11 protein-coding genes are annotated in these 20,906 nt (G+C 37.8%); 7 read left to right on the forward strand and 4 right to left on the reverse strand.

Features of this window, described 5'->3' with window-relative positions:
- The first annotated feature begins 163 nt into the window (after positions 1-163).
- Positions 164-2,056 (forward strand): amidophosphoribosyltransferase, encoded by a 1,893-nt coding sequence (locus IPJ53_03170; GenBank protein ID MBK7798091.1) that lies wholly within the window; start codon positions 164-166, stop codon positions 2,054-2,056.
- 96 nt (positions 2,057-2,152) lie between these two features.
- Here the strand turns inward: IPJ53_03170 and IPJ53_03175 are convergent, their stop codons facing one another.
- Complete coding sequence (locus tag IPJ53_03175; GenBank protein MBK7798092.1) at positions 2,153-3,148, reverse strand: glucose-1-phosphate thymidylyltransferase; 996 nt, start codon at positions 3,146-3,148, stop codon at positions 2,153-2,155.
- A gap of 444 nt (positions 3,149-3,592) precedes the next feature.
- Positions 3,593-3,787 (reverse strand): hypothetical protein, encoded by a 195-nt coding sequence (locus IPJ53_03180; protein MBK7798093.1) that lies wholly within the window; start codon positions 3,785-3,787, stop codon positions 3,593-3,595.
- A gap of 455 nt (positions 3,788-4,242) precedes the next feature.
- Here IPJ53_03180 and IPJ53_03185 point away from each other — a divergent pair, with 455 nt between their 5' ends.
- Genes IPJ53_03185 through IPJ53_03210 form a run of 6 tightly spaced genes read left to right on the forward strand, consistent with a single transcriptional unit; the run spans position 4,243 to position 15,718 of the window.
- Positions 4,243-5,112 carry a hypothetical protein gene (locus IPJ53_03185; GenBank protein ID MBK7798094.1) on the forward strand — a complete coding sequence of 290 codons (870 nt, stop codon included), beginning with the start codon at positions 4,243-4,245 and terminating at the stop codon, positions 5,110-5,112.
- A 3-nt stretch (positions 5,113-5,115) separates the two neighbouring features.
- Positions 5,116-6,453 carry an NAD(P)-binding domain-containing protein gene (locus IPJ53_03190; GenBank protein MBK7798095.1) on the forward strand — a complete coding sequence of 446 codons (1,338 nt, stop codon included), beginning with the start codon at positions 5,116-5,118 and terminating at the stop codon, positions 6,451-6,453.
- The gene (locus tag IPJ53_03195; protein MBK7798096.1) at positions 6,450-8,300 is read left to right on the forward strand and encodes a cytochrome c family protein; all 1,851 of its coding nucleotides are present in this window, start codon (positions 6,450-6,452) and stop codon (positions 8,298-8,300) included. Before IPJ53_03190 ends, IPJ53_03195 begins: the two co-directional genes overlap by 4 nt.
- A complete protein-coding gene (locus IPJ53_03200) occupies positions 8,276-13,294 on the forward strand; it encodes a hypothetical protein (protein ID MBK7798097.1) in 5,019 nt (1,672 codons plus the stop codon). Before IPJ53_03195 ends, IPJ53_03200 begins: the two co-directional genes overlap by 25 nt.
- Entirely contained in the window at positions 13,236-14,966 is a 1,731-nt protein-coding gene (locus tag IPJ53_03205) for a hypothetical protein (GenBank protein MBK7798098.1), read from the forward strand. Before IPJ53_03200 ends, IPJ53_03205 begins: the two co-directional genes overlap by 59 nt.
- Complete coding sequence (locus tag IPJ53_03210) at positions 14,963-15,718, forward strand: SH3-like domain-containing protein (protein ID MBK7798099.1); 756 nt, start codon at positions 14,963-14,965, stop codon at positions 15,716-15,718. The genes IPJ53_03205 and IPJ53_03210 overlap by 4 nt, the downstream gene beginning before the upstream one ends.
- A gap of 15 nt (positions 15,719-15,733) precedes the next feature.
- Here the strand turns inward: IPJ53_03210 and ccsA are convergent, their stop codons facing one another.
- A complete protein-coding gene (ccsA, locus tag IPJ53_03215) occupies positions 15,734-18,862 on the reverse strand; it encodes a cytochrome c biogenesis protein CcsA (protein ID MBK7798100.1) in 3,129 nt (1,042 codons plus the stop codon).
- 171 nt (positions 18,863-19,033) lie between these two features.
- On the reverse strand, positions 19,034-20,713 hold the full coding sequence (locus IPJ53_03220) for a caspase family protein (protein ID MBK7798101.1): 1,680 nt from the start codon (positions 20,711-20,713) through the stop codon (positions 19,034-19,036).
- Positions 20,714-20,906 lie beyond the last annotated feature (193 nt).

Below are 20,906 nucleotides of genomic sequence, written 5' to 3' on the forward strand. Positions count from 1 at the left end.
TTCAATGGCAATTATTGACCTATAAAATCTGGAACAGTATATTTCTATTGCATTCAGTTAAAATTTGTCAATAATCAAGAAATTGGATTATAAATGGCTCTTATACTGTTTTTCTTTTTGCGTCGGTAACATAAATAGCTTAATTTTGTGCTGCCAAATCAACATGAGCGACCAAATTAAACACGAGTGCGGCCTGGCTTTTGTCCGCCTTCTTAAACCTCTCGAGTACTATCAGGAAAAGTATGGTACTGCATTCTACGGTCTTCAGAAACTCCAGCTTCTGATGCAGAAGCAAAGAAATCGAGGACAAGATGGGGCAGGAATGGCTACTATTAAATTAAATACTCAACCTGGAGAAAAATATATTAGCAGAAGAAGGAGCAATGCGCCAAATTACCTTCAGGCCTTATTTGAAGGTGTTTACAGCCATTTCAAGGATATTACATTAGAACAATCCAATGATGCTGTCTGGCTCAAAGAGAATAAACCTTTTATGGGTGAGGTTTTATTAGGGCATCTGCGGTACGGCACCCATGGGGACAATAGTATTGCGACCGTTCATCCATTTATTCGCGAGAACAATTGGATCAGCAGAAATCTTGTTATTGCGGGGAATTTCAATATGACCAATATTGAAGAACTGTTTGACAAATTGGTAAGTTTAGGACAATACCCTAAAGTAAAATCAGATACTGTAACTGTGATGGAGAAGATCGGACATTTCCTTGACGAGGAGGTTCAGCATCTTTTTAACTGGTACAAACCCGAAGGTTACAATCAAGTTGAAATCAACCCATTGATTTTTGATAATCTTGATATCAGCAGGGTATTAAAAAAGGCTACAAAGAAATTTGATGGAGGGTATGTGATGGCTGGAATGATTGGGCATGGAGATGCCTTCATCTTAAGAGACCCAAATGGCATCAGACCGGCATTTTACTATCAGGATGAAGAAATAGTAGCAGTTGCATCTGAACGTCCTGCCTTGCAGACAGCCTTGGGGATCAGGCGGACAGAGGTTAATGAAATAAAGCCCGGTAATGCTTTAATCATTAAACATCATGGAGAAGTTAAGGAAGTTTTGTGCCTGGAGCCTGGGGAGAAATTAAGTTGTTCATTTGAGCGAATATATTTTTCAAGAGGCAATGATTATGACATTTACCAGGAGCGAAAAAACTTAGGTAGACAATTGGTTCCGGCAGTCATTGACGCGGTCAAAGGGGATTTGGAAAATACTGTTTTTTCATTCATTCCAAATACCTCTGAAACTGCATTTTATGGATTGGTTGAAGGGCTTCATGATTATATGAATGACCAAAAGGCAAAACAGATCAAAGCCTTGGGCCCGGAACCTTCTGCAAATGATATAAAGGAAATATTGGATAAAAAACCAAGGATTGAGAAGTTGGTAGTAAAGGATGATAAGATGCGAACTTTTATTGCCAATGACAATATTAGAGGTGGGTTGGTATCTCATGTATATGATGTAAGTTATGGAATCGTGAAGAATCATCAGGATACCCTGGTAGTTTTGGATGATTCCATTGTCAGGGGGACCACTTTACGGGACAGCATTATCAGGATATTGGCCACTTTAAAGCCAAAAAAGATCATTGTATTATCTTCTTCACCGCAAATCCGTTTTCCTGATTGCTATGGTATAGACATGTCTCAAATAAATAAATTTGTGGCTTTCAAAGCACTTATTGATCTAATTCACAGGGATGAGAAGGAATACATACTAGAAGAAGCATATGATGAGTGTCTTGCGCAGAACTTGCAGCCCATGGAATATATTCAGAACGGTATCCAGAAATTGTATGATCATTACAGTTATGAGGAAATATCTGCCAGAATTGGTGAAATGTTGACCCCGAAAGATCTTGGAATCCCGGTAGAAATCATTTTTCAGACACTTGAAGGTTTACACAAGGCTATTCCTGACCATAAAGGGGATTGGTACTTTTCCGGAAAATATCCAACTCCGGGGGGAAACCGAGTAGTAAACAGAGCTTTCATTAATTTTATGGAGAAGAAAGATGTCAGAGCCTATTGATTTGTCGTCTGCTTCATCCTATTTATCTTTAAAATACTGATAGAATTGCTGTGTAATAGAGATGAATAAAGTTCAGAATGATTTGTAATTCTCTTATTAGGCCATATCTATTTCCGTGTTGTCTCCTATGTTATAACTTTGAGAACGGCCTTTAATTACGGCATCGTTACCGATTATAGAATTCTGAAGAGTAACATTATCCAGAATGGTATAATTCCCAATTATTGCATCTTTAATTATGACACCTTCTATTTGAGCATGGTCTCCTATGGTTACATGAGGCCCAATAATTGAATTGGCAATGATGGAATTTTTGCCTATTTTAACAGGAGGTATAAAGATGACATGATTTGGAAGTGAGGATTCAGGGTGAGCTTCTGAATCACGATCAAGAAGTATTGCATTGGTGAGTAAGAGTTGTTCTTTTTTCCCACAGTCAAACCAGTTCTTAACTTCCATGACATCAAAGCGTTGCCCACATTCAATCATGTGCATCAATCCATCAGTAAGGTGAAATTCACCCCGTGTTCTTAAGTCATTGTCAATATTGTATTTTAATGAGTGAGACAGAATATCAAAATCCTTGATAAAATATAGTCCTACGATGGCAAGATTGGATTTAGGGATTTGTGGTTTTTCGATCAGTCTTTTAATGGTTCCATTTTCATGAAGTTCAACCACACCAAATGCTCGAGGGTCGTTAACTTTACGTACGGCAAGGGTATGGTGTTTGGAGTGCATCAGAACGTTAAGGTCGACATCAAGTATCGTGTCCCCTAATTGGATGAGAATTTCACTTCCGGGCGGAATTAGGTGTTTACATGTGTAGATGGCATGACCTAAGCCCATTCTCTCACCTTGAAAAATATATTCCCGGTTGATGTGGTTATAGTTTTCATCTAGGTATTCTTTAATTTTATCTCCCAAATACCCGATCACAAATATAAAATCTTTAATTCCGGCTTCAATCATATGGTCCAGAATAAAGGCAATAATTGGTTTCCCTGCCACCGGGATCAGTGGTTTGGGCTGTGTATAGGTAAACGGGCGTAATTTGGTTCCTGCGCCTGCGACTGGAATGATGGCCTTCATGCAGAAAGGTAAGTGCAAAAACCGTACCTAAATTTGTTTAGAAGGTGAAGCACAATTGAATTTGATAAATTGAGGGATTAAGTAAATTCTCTAAGCCTTGCATTGTACTTGATTTATAAGACAAGTGGAATTTTGAAACGAATGACAATTCTGAATGGAACCAATTTGAATTCCTTTCGACACTTCAGCTCCTAAAACGACCACTATGTGTGAACAGACTTATTGAATTTATTGAGATTAGATCCTAACTACAAGAAAATTATTCTTAAACTTCCATTCATGCTAATTTTTTGAGCATGTTTAATTTACAAAATGAAGCTTTTCAATTCTTGTATATAAAAATTTTACGACAAAAGATTCAAAATTGTTTTTTTTAAGGTTTGAGAATGAAACCAAACCGACCGAGAGAATAATACTGAACTATTTGAATGCTAATAATGCATATCAGGATTTAATATCTCTTTCCATATTTTCCAATTCCTGCTTAATTTTTTTTAAGCGGTCTGCTAAAGTGATTTCATTACTATCCTTTACACCTTTTTTTCTATCAGATATAAAACGTCCAAGCCCTGTACAGATAAAAAATCCAGAAATGTTGGAAATCAACATCCATAACAATCTTGTTTCAACTTCTCCCATATGACCAATAAATTATTCCAACTCGTTTATTAAGTTAACCAAATACAAAACAAAAAAGCCCCATCGATGTGATGAGGCTTATATAATTTTAATTTTTAATTGAATCTAAAAATATCCACAAACTAGCCTCATGAGTTTTTGCATACACTCATGTTTTATCTGGCAATATTTGTTGATAATAATCATGACGCAAAGGTAAACAATCTTTTTAAAGATTAAAGATTTTTATGATCAATTTTATGGGAATTATTTCTATTAATTTTATTAATGAAGAGTGTTTATTTTATGAAAAAGTAAATTGAATACAGAATCTAAAAAGTAAGAAAAATTTCAAATAAGCTGAATTCCCTATTTCATTTCATTGTTAATTCAACGGGCAATATTAATTTAAACTATATTTGCTATTGAAGGACTATAAAGGTAAAGTCTGCGTTATCAATTTACAATTTGCATGTATGTCTCCAGTTGCACATAAGATTTATATTTCCACTTTAGTGGCCATTGTAATAGTTTGCACAACCTTTCTAATTTTGTATGGAGCATCCTATTATTCCACGAGTCTGGAAGAGCGATTTTATCATACAAATCATGCCCAATTGAAGCCAAGTGGGATTTATGGCCATGGGCTTGGCATAGTGGGAACCTTGCTTATTTTGATTGGTGTATTTGGTTATATGATAAGAAAGAGGAAGAAGTCCTTGGCAAGGCTGGGTGCTTTGAAGTACTGGCTTGAATTTCACATTTTCTTATGTACGCTTGGTCCAATTTTCGTTTTATTTCACACAGCATTTAAGTTTGGGGGAATTGTATCTATTAGTTTTTGGAGTATGGTGGCTGTTGTAGCCAGTGGGGTGGTGGGAAGATTTATCTACAAGCAGATACCCAGAACTATCCAGGGGCGGGAGCTCAGTTTGAATGAAATCAAAGAAATGAAAGATAAAATTCAGGAAGAACTTCAACTGAATTTAGCAAATTCAAATGGTACCGGACTTAATTTGCAAATTTCAACCTTGCTTTTGGTAGAAAAGTCGGTGGTAGGTTCGTTGTCTGGTTTTTTTTCAAGGTATTTTTCTGAATTTGGCAAAGTCGCTGCAATTAATAGAAATTTAAAGGAATCAGGGATTCCTGCTGCACACAGAAAAAGCATGCTAAAGTTGATTAAGAATGAATTCGGGCTTGTGAGGAGGATTGAAAATCTGGTGCTAATGCAAAAGCTATTCAGGTATTGGCATGTGGCTCACCTTCCGTTTGCTTTAATTATGCTGATCATAATGGTTATACACGTGGCTGTTACCCTTGCTTTTGGATATAAATGGATATTTTAATTGATGGAAACACTGATAGAAGAATTTCTGATTTATGGCTTTGCCGGGCTACTGGTAGTCTTGGTCTTATGGATATACTTAAGAAAACAAAAACAAGAGAGCATTCTTGTTGGGCAGAAAATTCAAAAAGCAATTGAAGAGGGCGTTCACGAACCGGTTTCTCTACATCCGGTAATTGATTTGAATACATGCATTAAAAGTGGAGCATGTTTGGAAGCTTGTCCCGAAGAGGATGTTTTAGGCATCCGAAATGGCAGGGCGACCTTAGTCAATGCCTCTCATTGTGTAGGACATGGCGCTTGTTTTCACGCTTGTCCGGTGGAGGCAATAAGTCTAAGAATTGGCACTGAAAAGAGAGGAGTTGAATTACCGCATGTCAATCAGAATTTTGAAACCAACGTAAGGGGAATATACATTGCAGGTGAACTTGGAGGGATGGGATTGATAAAAAATAGTGTTGAACAAGGGAAACAAGCCATGGACCATATTGCTCAATCGATTAATAAATCTCATAAAAATGAATTTGATGTATTAATTATTGGGGCAGGTCCGGCTGGAATCTCAGCAAGTCTGCAGGCAAAAAAGCTGGGACTTAAAGCGGTGCTGCTCGAGCAAGATTCCCTGGGAGGAACAGTTTTTAATTTTCCAAGGGCGAAAATTGTAATGACCGCACCTATGGAAATACCCTTATATGGTAAGGTTAAGTTTTTTCAAACAAGCAAGACTGAATTACTTACTATTTGGAAAGAAGTAATTGATAAGAATAGTATAGATATTAGAGAGAATACAAAAGTGGATGCAATCCATATGACAGAATCTGGATTTGAAGTGCAATGTTCAGGTGAAATAAATTATATAACTAATAAGGTGTTGTTGGCTATAGGGAGAAGAGGGACCCCACGGAAACTAAATGTCGCAGGCGAATTGATGGAAAAAGTGGCTTATCGATTGTTGGAGCCAGAGCTTATTAGTGGTAAGGATGTGTTGGTGGTAGGTGGCGGAGACTCTGCTATAGAAAGCGCTTTATTGTTGGCCCCATCAAACAAAGTCACCTTATCATACCGGGGTGATAAATTCAGCCGATTAAAACCCTTGAATGCAGAGAACATACAGAAAGCTATACATGATAAAACCCTCGATGTTATTTTAGAATCCAATGTAATTGAAATATTGTCAGATCGGGTATTGATGAAAAAAGGTTCGGACCAACCAAGTTTTGAATTAAAGAATGATTTGGTCTATATATTTGCCGGAGGTGAACTTCCGACCCAGTTTCTTCAAAAAACCGGAATTGAAATAACCAAGCGATTCGGATATACTGTTAAATCACACCTAAAATGAGCTTGAAGGATCATATAAAGCCTGGAATTCTTAAGCTTATCTGGCTAGCGGGCATGGTGTTCCATGTTTTCAACGCATATGGACAAATTTCCCCGGGAAAATTGTCCAAAGCACACAGCCATTTGGAAGGGATGAGTCAATGCACCCAGTGCCATACGCTGGGGGATAAAGTTTCGGATCAAAAATGTCTGGATTGTCATACTGCTTTGAAGAAGAGTGTTCAATCAAACAAAGGCTATCATGTTTCTTACGAAGTAAAGCCTAAAAATTGTATTTCATGCCACAGTGAGCACCATGGGCTCAAATTTGAAATGATTCGTTTTGATCAGAAGAGTTTTAATCACCGGCTGACCGGCTATGAACTTGAAGGGGCCCACAAATCAAAAGATTGCAGAGAATGCCATAAGCCCGAATTCATTCAAAATGCAGAGCTCAAAAAAAATGCAAAAACTTTTCTTGGTTTGGATTCAAAGTGTCTGACTTGTCATGCAGACTACCATCAGAAGACCTTATCATTAGATTGCGCAAAATGCCATAATTTTGATAAGTTCAAACCTGCTGTTAAATTTAATCATCAGAAAACCGATTATCCCCTTTTAGGTGCACATCAGAAGTTAGACTGTGCTTCTTGTCATAAGAAGGAAATTCGTAATGGTAAGGATTTTCAGAAATTTTCGGAGTTGGAGTTTAAATCATGTGTTGCTTGTCATAAAGACGAACACAAAGGTCGCTTTGGAGCCAATTGTAAAGCATGTCATACGGAGGAATCGTTTCATAAAATCAAGACATCTGCATCCTTTAATCATACATTGACCGGATTTGCACTGGAGGGAAAGCACAAGGTTATAGATTGCCGTAAATGTCATGACAACAGGGCTGGCACAATTGGACATTTCAGGGAGTTTGCTTCTCTTCGGAAACCTGAATGTTTGGATTGCCACAAAGATGTACATGAAGGAAAGTTTGGTAGTGATTGCAAGAAATGCCACCACCAGGAGAGCTTTCATATAAACAGAAAGCTTGACCAGTTTGACCATGACCTTACAAAATTTCCGTTGGCAGGGAAACATCAGTCAGTGGATTGTAAAAAGTGTCATAAGGCCGGAAGCATGACTGATCCCGTAGCATTTGATGCGTGCAAACGTTGTCATGATGATTATCATAAAGGTGAGTTCAGCTCCGATGCCAAATATCATGATTGTGGATCTTGTCATTCGGTAAACGGATTTGGGGAGTCATCTTTTGGATTTGAACAACATCAGGAAAGTGCCTTCCCGCTCTCTGGAGCTCATCTTGCGGTGGAATGCAAATCATGTCATCAAAAGAGTGAGCGCTGGACTTTTCGTCAAATCGGCAACCAATGTAAAGACTGTCATAAAGATCCACATGCAGGAATTCTAGATGCAAAGTATTATCTGCCAAATCAATGTGCAAGTTGCCATAATGATGAAAATTGGTCAAAAGTCAATTTTGATCACGGAAAAACCACTTTCGTCCTGGAAGGAAAACACGAATTAACCAGCTGCCGAAAGTGCCATTTCATTCAGGAAAAGGATGGGGCGGTTACACAAAAATTCAAGATCAAGGATAAGGAATGTTTCCACTGCCATAATAATCCGCATGGTCAGCAATTTGAACAAGGGGGTATTACCGATTGCTCCAGGTGCCATGGATTTATAGGATGGGATGGTAAAAATTTTAATCACGATAATGCAAGATTTAAGCTTGATGGTCAACATAAAGTAGTATCTTGCAATCGTTGTCATGAACCGATGATAGTTGATGGCCGAAAGGTGATCAACTATCGCAATGATAAACTTGAATGCAAGGACTGTCATTTAAAATAGCCTTACTCCTTTTCGGCACAGTAATTCTAAGTGCCCAGTCTCCTCATGGTCCCAAGTTATCAATAGATTGTGCCAAATGTCATAGCTCCACTTCATGGAGTTTTGATCAAAAGCAAGCGATTTTTTCTCACGACAGTACAGATTTTAGTTTAAAGGGTCAACACAAGGCATTGGATTGCAGATCTTGTCATGAGAGCCTAAAGTTTGAAGAAGCTAAAACCAATTGTAATTCCTGTCACCTTGATGTGCACAATCAGACAGTTGGTCTCAGTTGTGAACGATGTCATACGGAGGCATCCTGGATCGTTGACAATATAACAGAAATTCACGATCGCACGAATTTTCCACTTATCGGGGTACATAAGTCAATAAATTGTAATCTATGTCATCTTTCTGAGACAAACATCCGCTTCAACCCCATTGGTATAAATTGCATAGACTGCCATCGTAAGGATTTTGACAAAACTAAAAATCCAGATCATCAGAAAAATCATTTTTCGACCAATTGCACCGACTGTCATAGTCTGACAGAGCAAGATTGGGTAACAGATAAAGTTGATCATGGATTTTTCCCTTTAGAGCAAGGCCATGATTTAAAAGATTGTGCTAAATGTCACAAGTCTGCGACTTATTCAGATATTTCAAGGGAATGTATTGCTTGCCACCAGGCAGATTACCAAAACACCAAAAATCCGGACCATCAGGCTGCCGGATTTCCAAAGGATTGTGCCAACTGCCATACTTTAGCACCTGATTGGAAACCTGCCCAGTACAGTGCTCATGATGTATTCTTCCCTATTTACAGTGGGAAGCATAAGAATAAGTGGATACAATGCCAGGATTGCCACAAAAACCCAACCGATTTTAATTCATTTACTTGCGTGAGTTGCCATAAAAACCCTGAGACTGACAAGGAACATGAAAAGGTAAATGGCTACGTCTACAACGATCAGGCATGTTTGGCTTGTCACCCTAGTGGAAGTTCAGAGCAGACTTTTGACCACAACAGTACAGGGTTTGTTTTGAATGGAGGGCATCAAGGAGTAGATTGTCTTAAATGCCATGACAAGGGTTTTAAAGGCACTCCAAGCACTTGTATATCTTGCCATCAGGAAGATTTTAATAAAACTGTGAATCCTGACCACAAGCAATTAGGATTAAGCAATGATTGTGCTAGCTGTCACACTACCACTCCCGGATGGATGCCTGCCAGATTTGATAATCACAACAATTATTATGTTTTACAAGATGCTCATGCATTGATAGCCAATGATTGTAAAGCTTGTCACAATGGAGATTATAAAAACACACCAAATACCTGTTTGGGTTGCCATCAGGCTGATTTTAATAATACCAAGGATCCTGATCACAAGGCAGGTCAGTTTCCTACAGATTGTGCCAGCTGTCATAGCCAAAAGGCTTGGCAACCTTCCACTTTTGATCATGATGGGCAACATTTTCCGGTATTTAGTGGAAAACATAAAGGTGTTTGGAATCAATGTTTAGAATGCCATAACAATCCTTCTGATTACCGCCAGTACAGTTGCACGATTTGCCACTTGAATCCGGAGACTGACAAGGAACACGATGGTATAGGAGGATACGTTTATCAAAATAATGCTTGTTTAGCTTGCCACCCTACCGGGGATGCTGATTTTAAATTTGACCACAACACAACAGGCTTTCCACTGACAGGGGCTCATCAACAAACAAATTGTCTGGAATGTCACAGTAAAGGGTTTAAGAATACTCCTAGCGAATGCGTTGCCTGCCATCAAAATGATTTTGACCAATCTATAAATCCTAAGCATAAAGACATTGGCCTGAGTACTGATTGCATTAGTTGTCACACCACTCAACCGGGATGGACTCCGGCAAAGTTTGATGTTCACAACAACTATTACGTTTTACAAGATGCTCATGCAATTATTGCAAATGATTGCAAGGTTTGTCACAACGGCAATTACCAAAATACACCCAATACTTGTGTAGGTTGTCACCAAGGTGATTTTAACAATGCCAAGGATCCGGATCACCTGGCGGGTAAGTTTCCAACAGATTGTGCCAGCTGTCATAATCAAAAGGCTTGGGAACCATCTACATTTAACCATGATGGAATGCATTTTCCAATTTACAGCGGGAAACACAAAGGAGTTTGGAATAAATGTGCAGAATGTCACCTCAACCCGAGTGATTACAGACAATTCAGCTGTACCGTATGTCACACCAATCCTGAAACTGATGAAGATCATAAAGGTATAGGTGGATATGTCTACGAGAATAATGCTTGTTTGGCCTGTCATCCGACCGGTGATGCCGATGTAAAATTTGATCACAACACGACTGGATTTTCTTTGACAGGCGCTCACTTACAAGCGAATTGTCTAGAATGCCACGCCAATGGCTTTAAAAACACGCCAGGTGAATGTGTTGCCTGTCATCAGACCGACTTTGACCAATCGCTGAATCCAAAACACAAAGACCTTGGAATCTCAACGGACTGTGCTACCTGTCATACTACCCAGTCTGGCTGGAATCCTGCAAGGTTTGATATCCACAATAATTATTACGTTTTACAGGATGCGCACGCATTAATTGCAAGCGATTGTAAGGCCTGCCATAATGGAAATTATCAAAATACTCCTAATACTTGTGTTGGATGCCATTTGACTGATTACAACAACACAAAGGATCCCAACCATATGGCAGCACAATTTCCTAATGATTGTGCCAGTTGCCATAACCAAAAGAGTTGGGAGCCTTCAACTTTTGATCATGATACCAGGTATTTCCCGGTTTACAGTGGCAAACATAAAGGGGTTTGGAATCAATGTATAGAATGTCATACAAATCCTTCCAATTATCAACAGTTCAGTTGTACCGTCTGCCACTTAAACCCGGAAACGGATGAAGATCATAAAATGGTCGGGGGATACTATTATCAAAATGATGCATGTTTTGCATGTCATCCTACCGGGGATGCAGATTTTAAATTCGATCACAATACGACCGGATTTCCATTAACCGGAGCCCATCAGGTGGTTAATTGTCAAGAATGCCATAGTAAAGGATTTAAAGGCACTTCGACCGTTTGTGTCGATTGCCATCAATTGGATTTTGATCAATCCATTAATCCCAAACATAAAGATTTAGGTTTTCCTACAGACTGTGCTTCCTGTCACACAACTCAAGCAGGATGGATGCCGGCGCGTTTTGATTTGCACAGTAATTACTATGTCCTTGACGGAGCACATGCAGCCATTGCCAATGATTGTAATACCTGTCACAAAGGTGATTATAATAATACCCCAAACACGTGTGTTGGTTGTCACTTAGAGCAGTTTAACAGCTCTTTAAATCCTAATCACAAGGATTTAATGATTCCTACGGATTGTGCTTCATGTCACACCACCACTCCGGGGTGGGCACCTGCCAGGTTTGATATTCACAATACTTATTATCCTTTAAATGGTGCTCATGCAAAAATTGCAAATGACTGTGTTTTGTGCCATAATGGTAATTACAACAATACCCCGAACACTTGTGTAGGGTGCCATCAGGAAGATTATAATAATACAAAGGATCCAGATCATAAAGTGGCTCAATTTCCTACCGACTGTGCTACATGCCACAGTGAAAATGCATGGGTCCCTTCCACATTTAATCACGATGGATTGTATTTTCCAATTTATTCAGGAACCCACAAAATGCTTTGGGATAAATGTGTAGATTGTCACACTAATCCTACCGATTATAAACAATTTACTTGCATCGGGTGTCACATCAACCCGGAAACTGATGAAGATCATTTGGGTGTAGGTGGGTATATTTACGCAAGCTTTGCATGCTTAGCTTGTCATCCTACCGGAGAAAAGAAAATGGCTTTTGACCACAATCTAAGTCAGTTTCCTTTGACGGGTGCACATAAAGTAGTTGACTGCAAGGAATGTCATATGAATGGCTACAAGGGAACCCCTACAGAATGTAATCAATGCCATTTAAATGATTACAATAATTCATCAAACCCAAGTCACGTAAATCTTAATCTTTCAACTGATTGCGCTTCGTGTCACACTACTGCGCCAGGTTGGGAGCCGGCCCGCTTTGATATTCATGATAATTTCTATGTGTTAGATGGGGCGCATGCAAGTATTTCGAATGATTGCAAGGCATGTCATCATGGAAATTATAACAACACACCAAGCACATGTGTAGGCTGTCACAATACAGATTATAATAATTCTTTAAACCCAAGGCATGCCTCCTTAAACATTCCAAAAGACTGTGCCAATTGCCATACTACTGCTCCTGGCTGGGCGCCAGCTACTTTTGACATCCATAATAACTATTTCGTACTTGATGGAGCACATGAACCTGTTGCAAAAGATTGTTTTATTTGTCATAAGGGCAATTATAACAATACACCAAACACATGTGTAGGGTGTCATTTGGCTGATTTTAATTCTTCTGTTAATCCAAACCACGTCAGTTTAAATATTCCTAAAGATTGCGCCAGTTGTCACACCACTGCTCCAGATTGGGAGCCTGCTACTTTTGGAATACACAACAATTATTATGTTTTAGCAGGGGCTCATGCGATTATTGCCAATGATTGTGCAACTTGTCATCATGGTGATTACAATAACACCCCAAATACATGTTATGGTTGTCACCAGATTGATTACAATAACACCAATAATCCGGATCATCAGGCTGCTAATTTTCCGACTACTTGTGCGACATGTCATAGCCAATCTGCCTGGACTCCTGCTAATTTCAACCATGATGGATTGTATTTTCCAATTTATTCTGGCAAGCACAAGGATGAATGGAATCAATGTTCAGATTGTCATACTAACTCCACCAATTATAAAATTTTTAGTTGCTTTTCCTGTCATCCTAAGGGAGAAATGGATAATGAGCACAATGGTGTAAATGGATATTCTTACAACAGTGCAGCTTGTTATTCATGTCATCCGAAGGGTAAAAAATAAAGACATTTTGCACAAGACATTTTTGTTGTTTTGTTTTTTTATAGTTTTGGCTGCCACAAATTTGATGGCCCAGTCAAAATATAAAATTATTGAAGGAGTAATTTCATATAAGAATGCCAACAACATTTATGTAAAATTTTATTCTACACAGGAATTGAATATTGGGGACACTTTATATTTAAAAAATGACAATACAAACGCACCTGCGTTTAAAATTCAGCATAAATCATCCATTTCTTGTGTGTGCAATCAAATTGGAAATTTTGATATTACGACTGGCTTAAAGGTGTATGCTAAAATATTGCAAAAGGAAATACAAAGCAATCCAGTTCAGCACTTAGATTCTTTAAATAAAAATAATGAAGTTCAGGATCTTGAAATTCTTGCCAATGTTCAGGATTCAATCAATTTGGTAAAGCAAAATGAAAAAAGGTCAGCACGAAAAGAGTTGATCAACGGTAGATTTTCTTTTTCTACCAACGGTGATCTGGACAATCCTGAACAATCCAGATTTACCCGAATAAGAATCTCCAACTCGTTTAACATCAGCCATATCAATTCATCTAAATTTTCTTTTCAAAGCTATTTGACTTACCGACATCGCTTTGGCATTGATCAGAATGAAGTTGGTTTTTTTGATGACTTTAAGGTCTATACCCTTGCTGCAGGATATGAGATAAATTCGAAAAGTAATATTTGGTTTGGTCGAAAGATAAATTCAAATATTGCAAATATGGGAGCCCTTGATGGAGTTCAATATGAACATACAATTGGTAAATTGGTAGCTGGAGTGTTAGCAGGTACCAGACCAGATGTATTTAACTATGGATTCAACGGCAAATTAGCACAAGCAGGTCTCTACCTTGTGCAAAATACTGATACTAAGAATGGGTTGACGCAAACATCTCTTGCATTTGTGGAGCAACATTTTGCAGGAAAGGTAGACAGAAGATTTACCTATTTTCAGCACAGCAATAACCTTATAAGAAATCTGAATTTATTTCTTTCTGTTGAATTGGATTTGTATCAGCGTATTCAGGAGAATAGTAAGCAAACTTTAAGACTCACTAGTTTTTATTCCAATCTACGATATAGAATAAATCGTCGTATTTCAATCCAGGCCTCTTACGATAATCGCCGGAACGTTATTTATTATGAGTCCTTCAGAAATATTGTAGATCAACTTTTAGCTCAGGAAACCAGACAAGGTTTAAGATTCCAGATTAATTATGCACCCATAAGATTTGTTTCTATAAATGCGAGTACTTTTTTAAGATTTCAAGGTATTAATGCCACTCCGACTACCAATCACATGCTGAACTTAAACTTTGCAAATATTCCTGGCACAAAGATTTCAGCATCTCTGTCAGCAAATTATCTTGAGACTGAATACATCAAGGGTACAACTCTGAGTGGAAGAGCTTACAGAGACTTTTTCAAATCTAAACTTACTGTTGAATTAAATTATCGTCAAAGCAATTATACGTATGTCGGCTCAGAACAGACAATTCAGCAAGATATTGCAGGATTAAGTCTGAGTTATCAGATCAGCAGATTATCCTCCATTTTGTTAAATTTTGAATCAGGATTTGGAGATGGCTCGGAGTATAACCGCTATTTTGTTACTTATTTACAAAGATTTAAAAACAAGAAAAAATCCAATAATAAATGAAACTAAATCAATTCATTTTAGCACTTTTTGTAATCATATTCATGGCATGTGATTCAAAACCAAAAGTGATCGTGGCAGATGATCGAACAGACACCTCTATGGAATCAACCTCAGATAATAAATCAGAATTAACTGGTGAAGCTGCCCCGGATGTACACCAGGTGATCGTTGGTGAGATTTTAAATACAGAAAGATATACCTATGCTGAAGTTACGGAGAATCAGGAGAAATTTTGGATAGCTGTGCCCAAACAAGATCTCGTGAAGGGTCATACTTATTATTACAGAGGTGGTTTAAAAAAGACGAATTTTCAAAGTCAAGAATTCAATCGGGTTTTTGAAGTTGTGTATTTGGTATCCAATATTATAGATTCAAAAGAGCACCCCGGAGGTAATATAGGGGACAGCAAACAACTTGAAAATACTCCCTCCAATGGCAATAGAACTAAATCAGTAGCTGGCAGTATTAAGTTGTCTGAGTTGATTCAGAATAAAGCCAAATATGCAGGAAAAACTGTACTAATTAGTGGTCAATGTGTGAAGGCTAATTATCAAATTATGGGTAAGAATTGGTTTCATCTTCAGGATGGAAGTGAAGTTTCCGGAAAAAAGTCTGATCTGACTGTAACCTCAGCAGATGCAATCCAAATGGGAGAACAAGCAGTGTTCGAGGGTAAAATTGTTTTGAATAAAGATTTTGGAGCAGGATACAAATATGAGATCATCATGGAAGATGCTGTTCTAAAAAAATAGCTCCTTTTTGTTTGACTATATCATAAACCCGCTTTTAAATTTTCTTTTGTAATTTATGTAGGCGAATAAACTTAAGAGAGCAAGAATTGAGGCAGTATAATATACTACCGGGGGAATTGGCACCGGGTCCCCTGCTGCATAAGAATGCAGTCCTGATAAATAATAATTAACACCGTAATAGGTCATGATCACTGTCGCAAATCCAAACAAGCTTGCAAAATTATAAGCAAACATACCTTGTAAGGCTGGAATAAACCGCATGTGTAAAATAAAGGCATAAACTAAAATCGTAACCAGTGCCCAGGTTTCTTTGGCATCCCATCCCCAATACCTACCCCAGGATTCATTAGCCCATACGCCTCCTAAATAGGTTCCTATGCTGACCATTATTAGTCCACTGGTGATGGTAATTTCGCTTACAATGGTTAATTCCTGAATAGATCTTTTAATCACATTTGTATTGGATGAATTAGCCAACGTCATCAATAGCAAATTCAACATACCGATCACTGCACCCAGCATAAGGAAGCCATAACTTCCGGCTTCCATGGAAACATGGATGGTTAACCAATACGATTTTAAGACTGGAACCAAGGGAGTTATTTCCGGATCAAGCCAACTCATGCTTGCAACCAATAAAATAGTGGCCGCCAATATACAAGTTGCAGTGAGGCCTCCAATTGACTTTCTCGAAAAAATCAAACCTGCCAGCATTGTGGTCCATGCTATATAAATCATGGATTCATAGCCATTGCTCCAGGGGGCATGACCTGAAACATACCATCGCATACCTAATCCGGTTGTGTGAAAAAGGAAAGCAATAAACAATATGTAGAAGGCGAATTTTGCAATACTGCTGCTTTTAATTTTCTGACTAAATACACTGTAGATGAACAGGGCGAGGAGAATTAATCCGAGAAACCCATAAACTTTTAGCAGGACAGAAAAAACCTTTAGTTTATTTAACCATAATTCCGTTTTAATTTGAGTGTCTGAGGGCATGATGGAACCTGAAACAGATTTTTGAAAATCCGAAAGCTTTACCAGTAATTGATCCGGTTTTGACCAATCTCTTGTGTCAAATGATTCAGTTAATGCGATGGCATATTCTTTAAAAAAGTCTTTCACAAATCCTGATGGAATATTGATATTATCCTCTGTTTCCGCAGGAGAAATCCAGGTGTTCTTTGGGTCATTGACCAACGGTAAAATTTTCATTAGTCTTGCAGAAAAAACCATGTTTGCAATATTTACTTTTTCATCTAGTTTGATGACTGCCTTTTCCAAGGTTCCATGGTCTTTTGGGTTCATAGCCTGAGCTGAACGAACAAATTCTTTTAATTTGTAAGATCCCTCCTCATTGAAAAAATTTCTATAAGTTGTTAAGCCTTCCTTCACTCCCAACGTCTTTAGAATTTCAGGATGATTACCTGTATGTATTAAGGGTACCCTTTCCCAGGTTTCAGGAGAAAGGATCATGGACATAAAAATTTCTTCTGCGGTGTGACCGAAGAGTTGATCATTCTTTGAAATTTTTCGCAGTACTTCACTTGCCAATGTATTGAATGGCTTAAACCTACCTTCAAAATCCTGGACGACTATCTTCCCTAATTTTTCAGCATGATCTTTACTAATTGCAAAAATTGGTTGAGCATTTTCAACATTGGCTTTTAAGGCTGTGTTAAAATGAAAAGAGAAAAGGATAATAATTAGGAGAGATTTTTTTTGCATTTCTAATTCTTGGAGTTTGTTCATCAAATATGCGAATCGTGTTTTAGGAAGAAAGAAAACGAGTATGAGTCCTAAGGTGAATAGGATGTACCCTATATATGAAATCCACGTACCCCATAGGTCATGATTGACACTCAGATAAGTCCCCAACTCATCCTGATCAAAGGATGATTGAAAAAATCGATAACCCTTATAATCTAATACATGATTCATATAAATTCGTTGATCTCTTCGGTAATTATCAGCATCATCTACCAGTGTTACCTCACTTGCATAGGAGGAAGGGTTGTCAGTTCCCGGATACCTATCGAGAATGAAATCATTCAATTTAATTGAGAATGGAACTTTTATTTTTTTAGATCCATAGGAGATACCCAATTTAAAATCTTCAGTTTCAATAAATTTGGATTCACCTTCCTCGCCTTTTCTACCCAATAAATTTATGGGAGTAGTTTTATTATCAACGGTAACATTCAGTTGCAGCGCAACCATGCTTTCATTTTTGACTTTTGGATCTTTTGATTCGGTTATCAGTTTTGCAGATGGAGCAAATTCTGCAATTACAAAATTGGAACTACCTAATGAATATAAAGATCTTGTTTTCAAAGAATGATAATTGTTTCCCGGATAAAGAGTGTCGAGCTTTTGAGTAGCCATAACCATTTGGGTTATGGGTTGGTCTGTTTTAAAAAGAAGAGAATCATTCTTAAACAGGATGTTTACATAACCGGGAATTTCTTCATTACTGAAATTAATTCTTGCACTCCCTATATTTAATTTTTCACCTTTTTTTATATGATACTCTTCCCGCCCTCTTGCTCCACCAACGACCACTTTAAGGATGGTGGTACCTTCAGGATCATCAACCATTTGTTCTACAGGATTGGGTATAAAATTTGTAAGTTCAGTTTCTATAAGTTTATCCCCAATCTGATAACTTTCCTTAAACTTATTATTTCCCAAACTTGCGAAGAGAACCGGTTCTTCAAAAGAATAGGATTTACCGTTCATAATGAGTTTAAAATTCAGGTAGGTCTCAGCAGAAATAAATTCATTAGAGGATTTATTTTCACGTATGTGCATCATTCCTTCATAACCAAAGTATCTGGTCACACCGGCACCTATAATAATTAAAATTATTGCAGAGTGAAAAATTAGGGATGCCCATTTTTTTTGAGGGATCAATCTAAATCTATCAATATTGACCATTATGCAAAGTCCAAAGAGTATGAGCAGCCACTCAAACCAAAAAGACTTGAAAATAATTTTTTGTGCGGAGCTGGTACCAAAATCATTTTCAATAAAAGTTGCTGCGCCTATAGCGAATGCAAATAGTAGCATGTAGATTGCGGCAGCTTTTGTTGAAAAAAGAATGTCACGTAACCTAATGAAAAATTTAATAATTGTAGACATGGTATTTACAAATCGGTAAAGGACAAAGTTAGTTTATTCTAATGAAACCTGCACCCAGCATGGCCAATATGTTTGGCCTTATACAAAAGCAAATCACAACTACCTAATTTAATTCAATAAGGAGAATTCGTGAAAATTAAAATCACTTAACTAATAGTCAAATTAAACTTTTCAGTTTGAATCTCTTATAAAACCTACTGGCATTTTTTCATCATAATCTCCTGCAATCATGGGCGTTTGTGCAAGCCCTGTATATTCTCTTACTTTAGTGTAGACCCAATCAAAAAGTTCCTTAACCGTGATTGTTTTGTTTTTATTCACATCTGCTTCGCCTTTTAACCCACGAATCAAAAAGTGTGAAAATATCCCTTGTCTGAGTCCACCATCTTCCAAGGAAAATTCTTTGCTTTTGGATGACATCATGAAGGCTGTGCCTCCACTGGATTTATCTAATTCATCATAAAAATATATAAGTGAGGATGCAAAAGCACTTTTTGCAGCAAGTAGACTTCCTGAATGACAAGCATCCGCATAACATACCTTGTGTTTTGCTTTTGATTTATTGAACATGTCCTTGACTTCATCATGACCTAGTGCATTTTCAAACCCATCGTAATCAATAGGAATAAAAGTCCCCTCCAATCCATGCCCTGAGTAATATAACATGATTACATCATTTTCATCTGCCTTCATATAAACTTCATTCATGGCTTTGAGAATATTGTTACGGGTGGCGTCCTCATCAATTAAAATTCTGACTTGCTCGTCAGGCAGTGCGCCACCTTCCGGGCTTTTGAGAAAAGCATAAATTCTATAGGCATCATCATCCGCAAACTTTAATGCTGGCATGTGTTCATACCGGGCAATTCCAACCACGACGGCCCATATTTTTACAGCGTCATCTTTATCGACTTTCACTTTATTGTCGAAAACGAATTCTTTTTTACTGTGCAATTGTTTGGTAGCTTCACCGTGATTCCAAATGGCACCATAAATCAATCCGGATTTGAAGTACATTACGCCTTCTCCATGAGGCGCATGAGCATCCCATTCCCCTTCATATCTATCTCCATTGGCATAATTGCACACGCCTTTACCTTTTGGCTCTCCATTCACAAACTCCCCGGTATATTTAGATCCATCTGCATAATCAAGACTGCCTTTACCGGATTTGCAAAAGGATTTATTGCAATTGGGAATCTGGTCCTTTTCTTTGGTTTTTTCTTTTAAGATTTGATTTGGTGGATCAGTTTTTTGAGTAAAGTCTTCAGCTAATACTGAAATTTCTTTATCAGACTCCCATTGGCCTGATACGGTTTTATTTTTCCCATCAAAGAATTCACCATAACCATGGCGTTTGTTATTTTTCCATTCGCCCCTGTAGGTTGAACCATCAGCGTAAAAATAGCTTCCCTGACCCTCAAATTTACCTTTTAGAAACTCACCTTCATACCGTTCACCTGAATGAAGGTAATAGGAACCTTTACCGCCGGGAAGTTCATTTTGCCATTGCCCTACATATCGGTCTCCATTTTTATATTCCATGGTTCCGTAACCCTGAATTTTATCAAAAGCAAAAGCTCCCACATATTGATTCCCATTATTATAAATTAATTTGCCCTCTCCATGTCGTGCCCCTGATTTCCAGTTGCCAAGGTATTTACTGCCGTTGCTAAAATAATAAATACCCCGTCCCTGAATTTTACCATTTACAAATTCTCCTGTATACCTTGATTTATCAGGCATGATCATGGTCCCAAAACCATTCATACAATTACCCTTCACACAAGTCTGTGCATCTGCCAAATATATATTTATCATAAAAAGGAAGATGCTAAAAAATACTTTCATTTCTGTTTGTTTTCAGTTTAGGAAACGTAAAGATAGACGGATAGGCAAGAAGATTTAAAGGTTTTGATAATTACATTATAATTATTCCTAATATATTTAATTTGGCAGACAAGTGTTTAAATGTTACTGTATTCCTAACAATTATGAGGGGTCATTTATTATATGAGCTTCTGGATTATATTTGTGACTTAAT

It is taken from the genome of Candidatus Vicinibacter affinis (assembly GCA_016714365.1).
Taxonomy (GTDB): Bacteria; Bacteroidota; Bacteroidia; order Chitinophagales; family Saprospiraceae; genus Vicinibacter; species Vicinibacter affinis.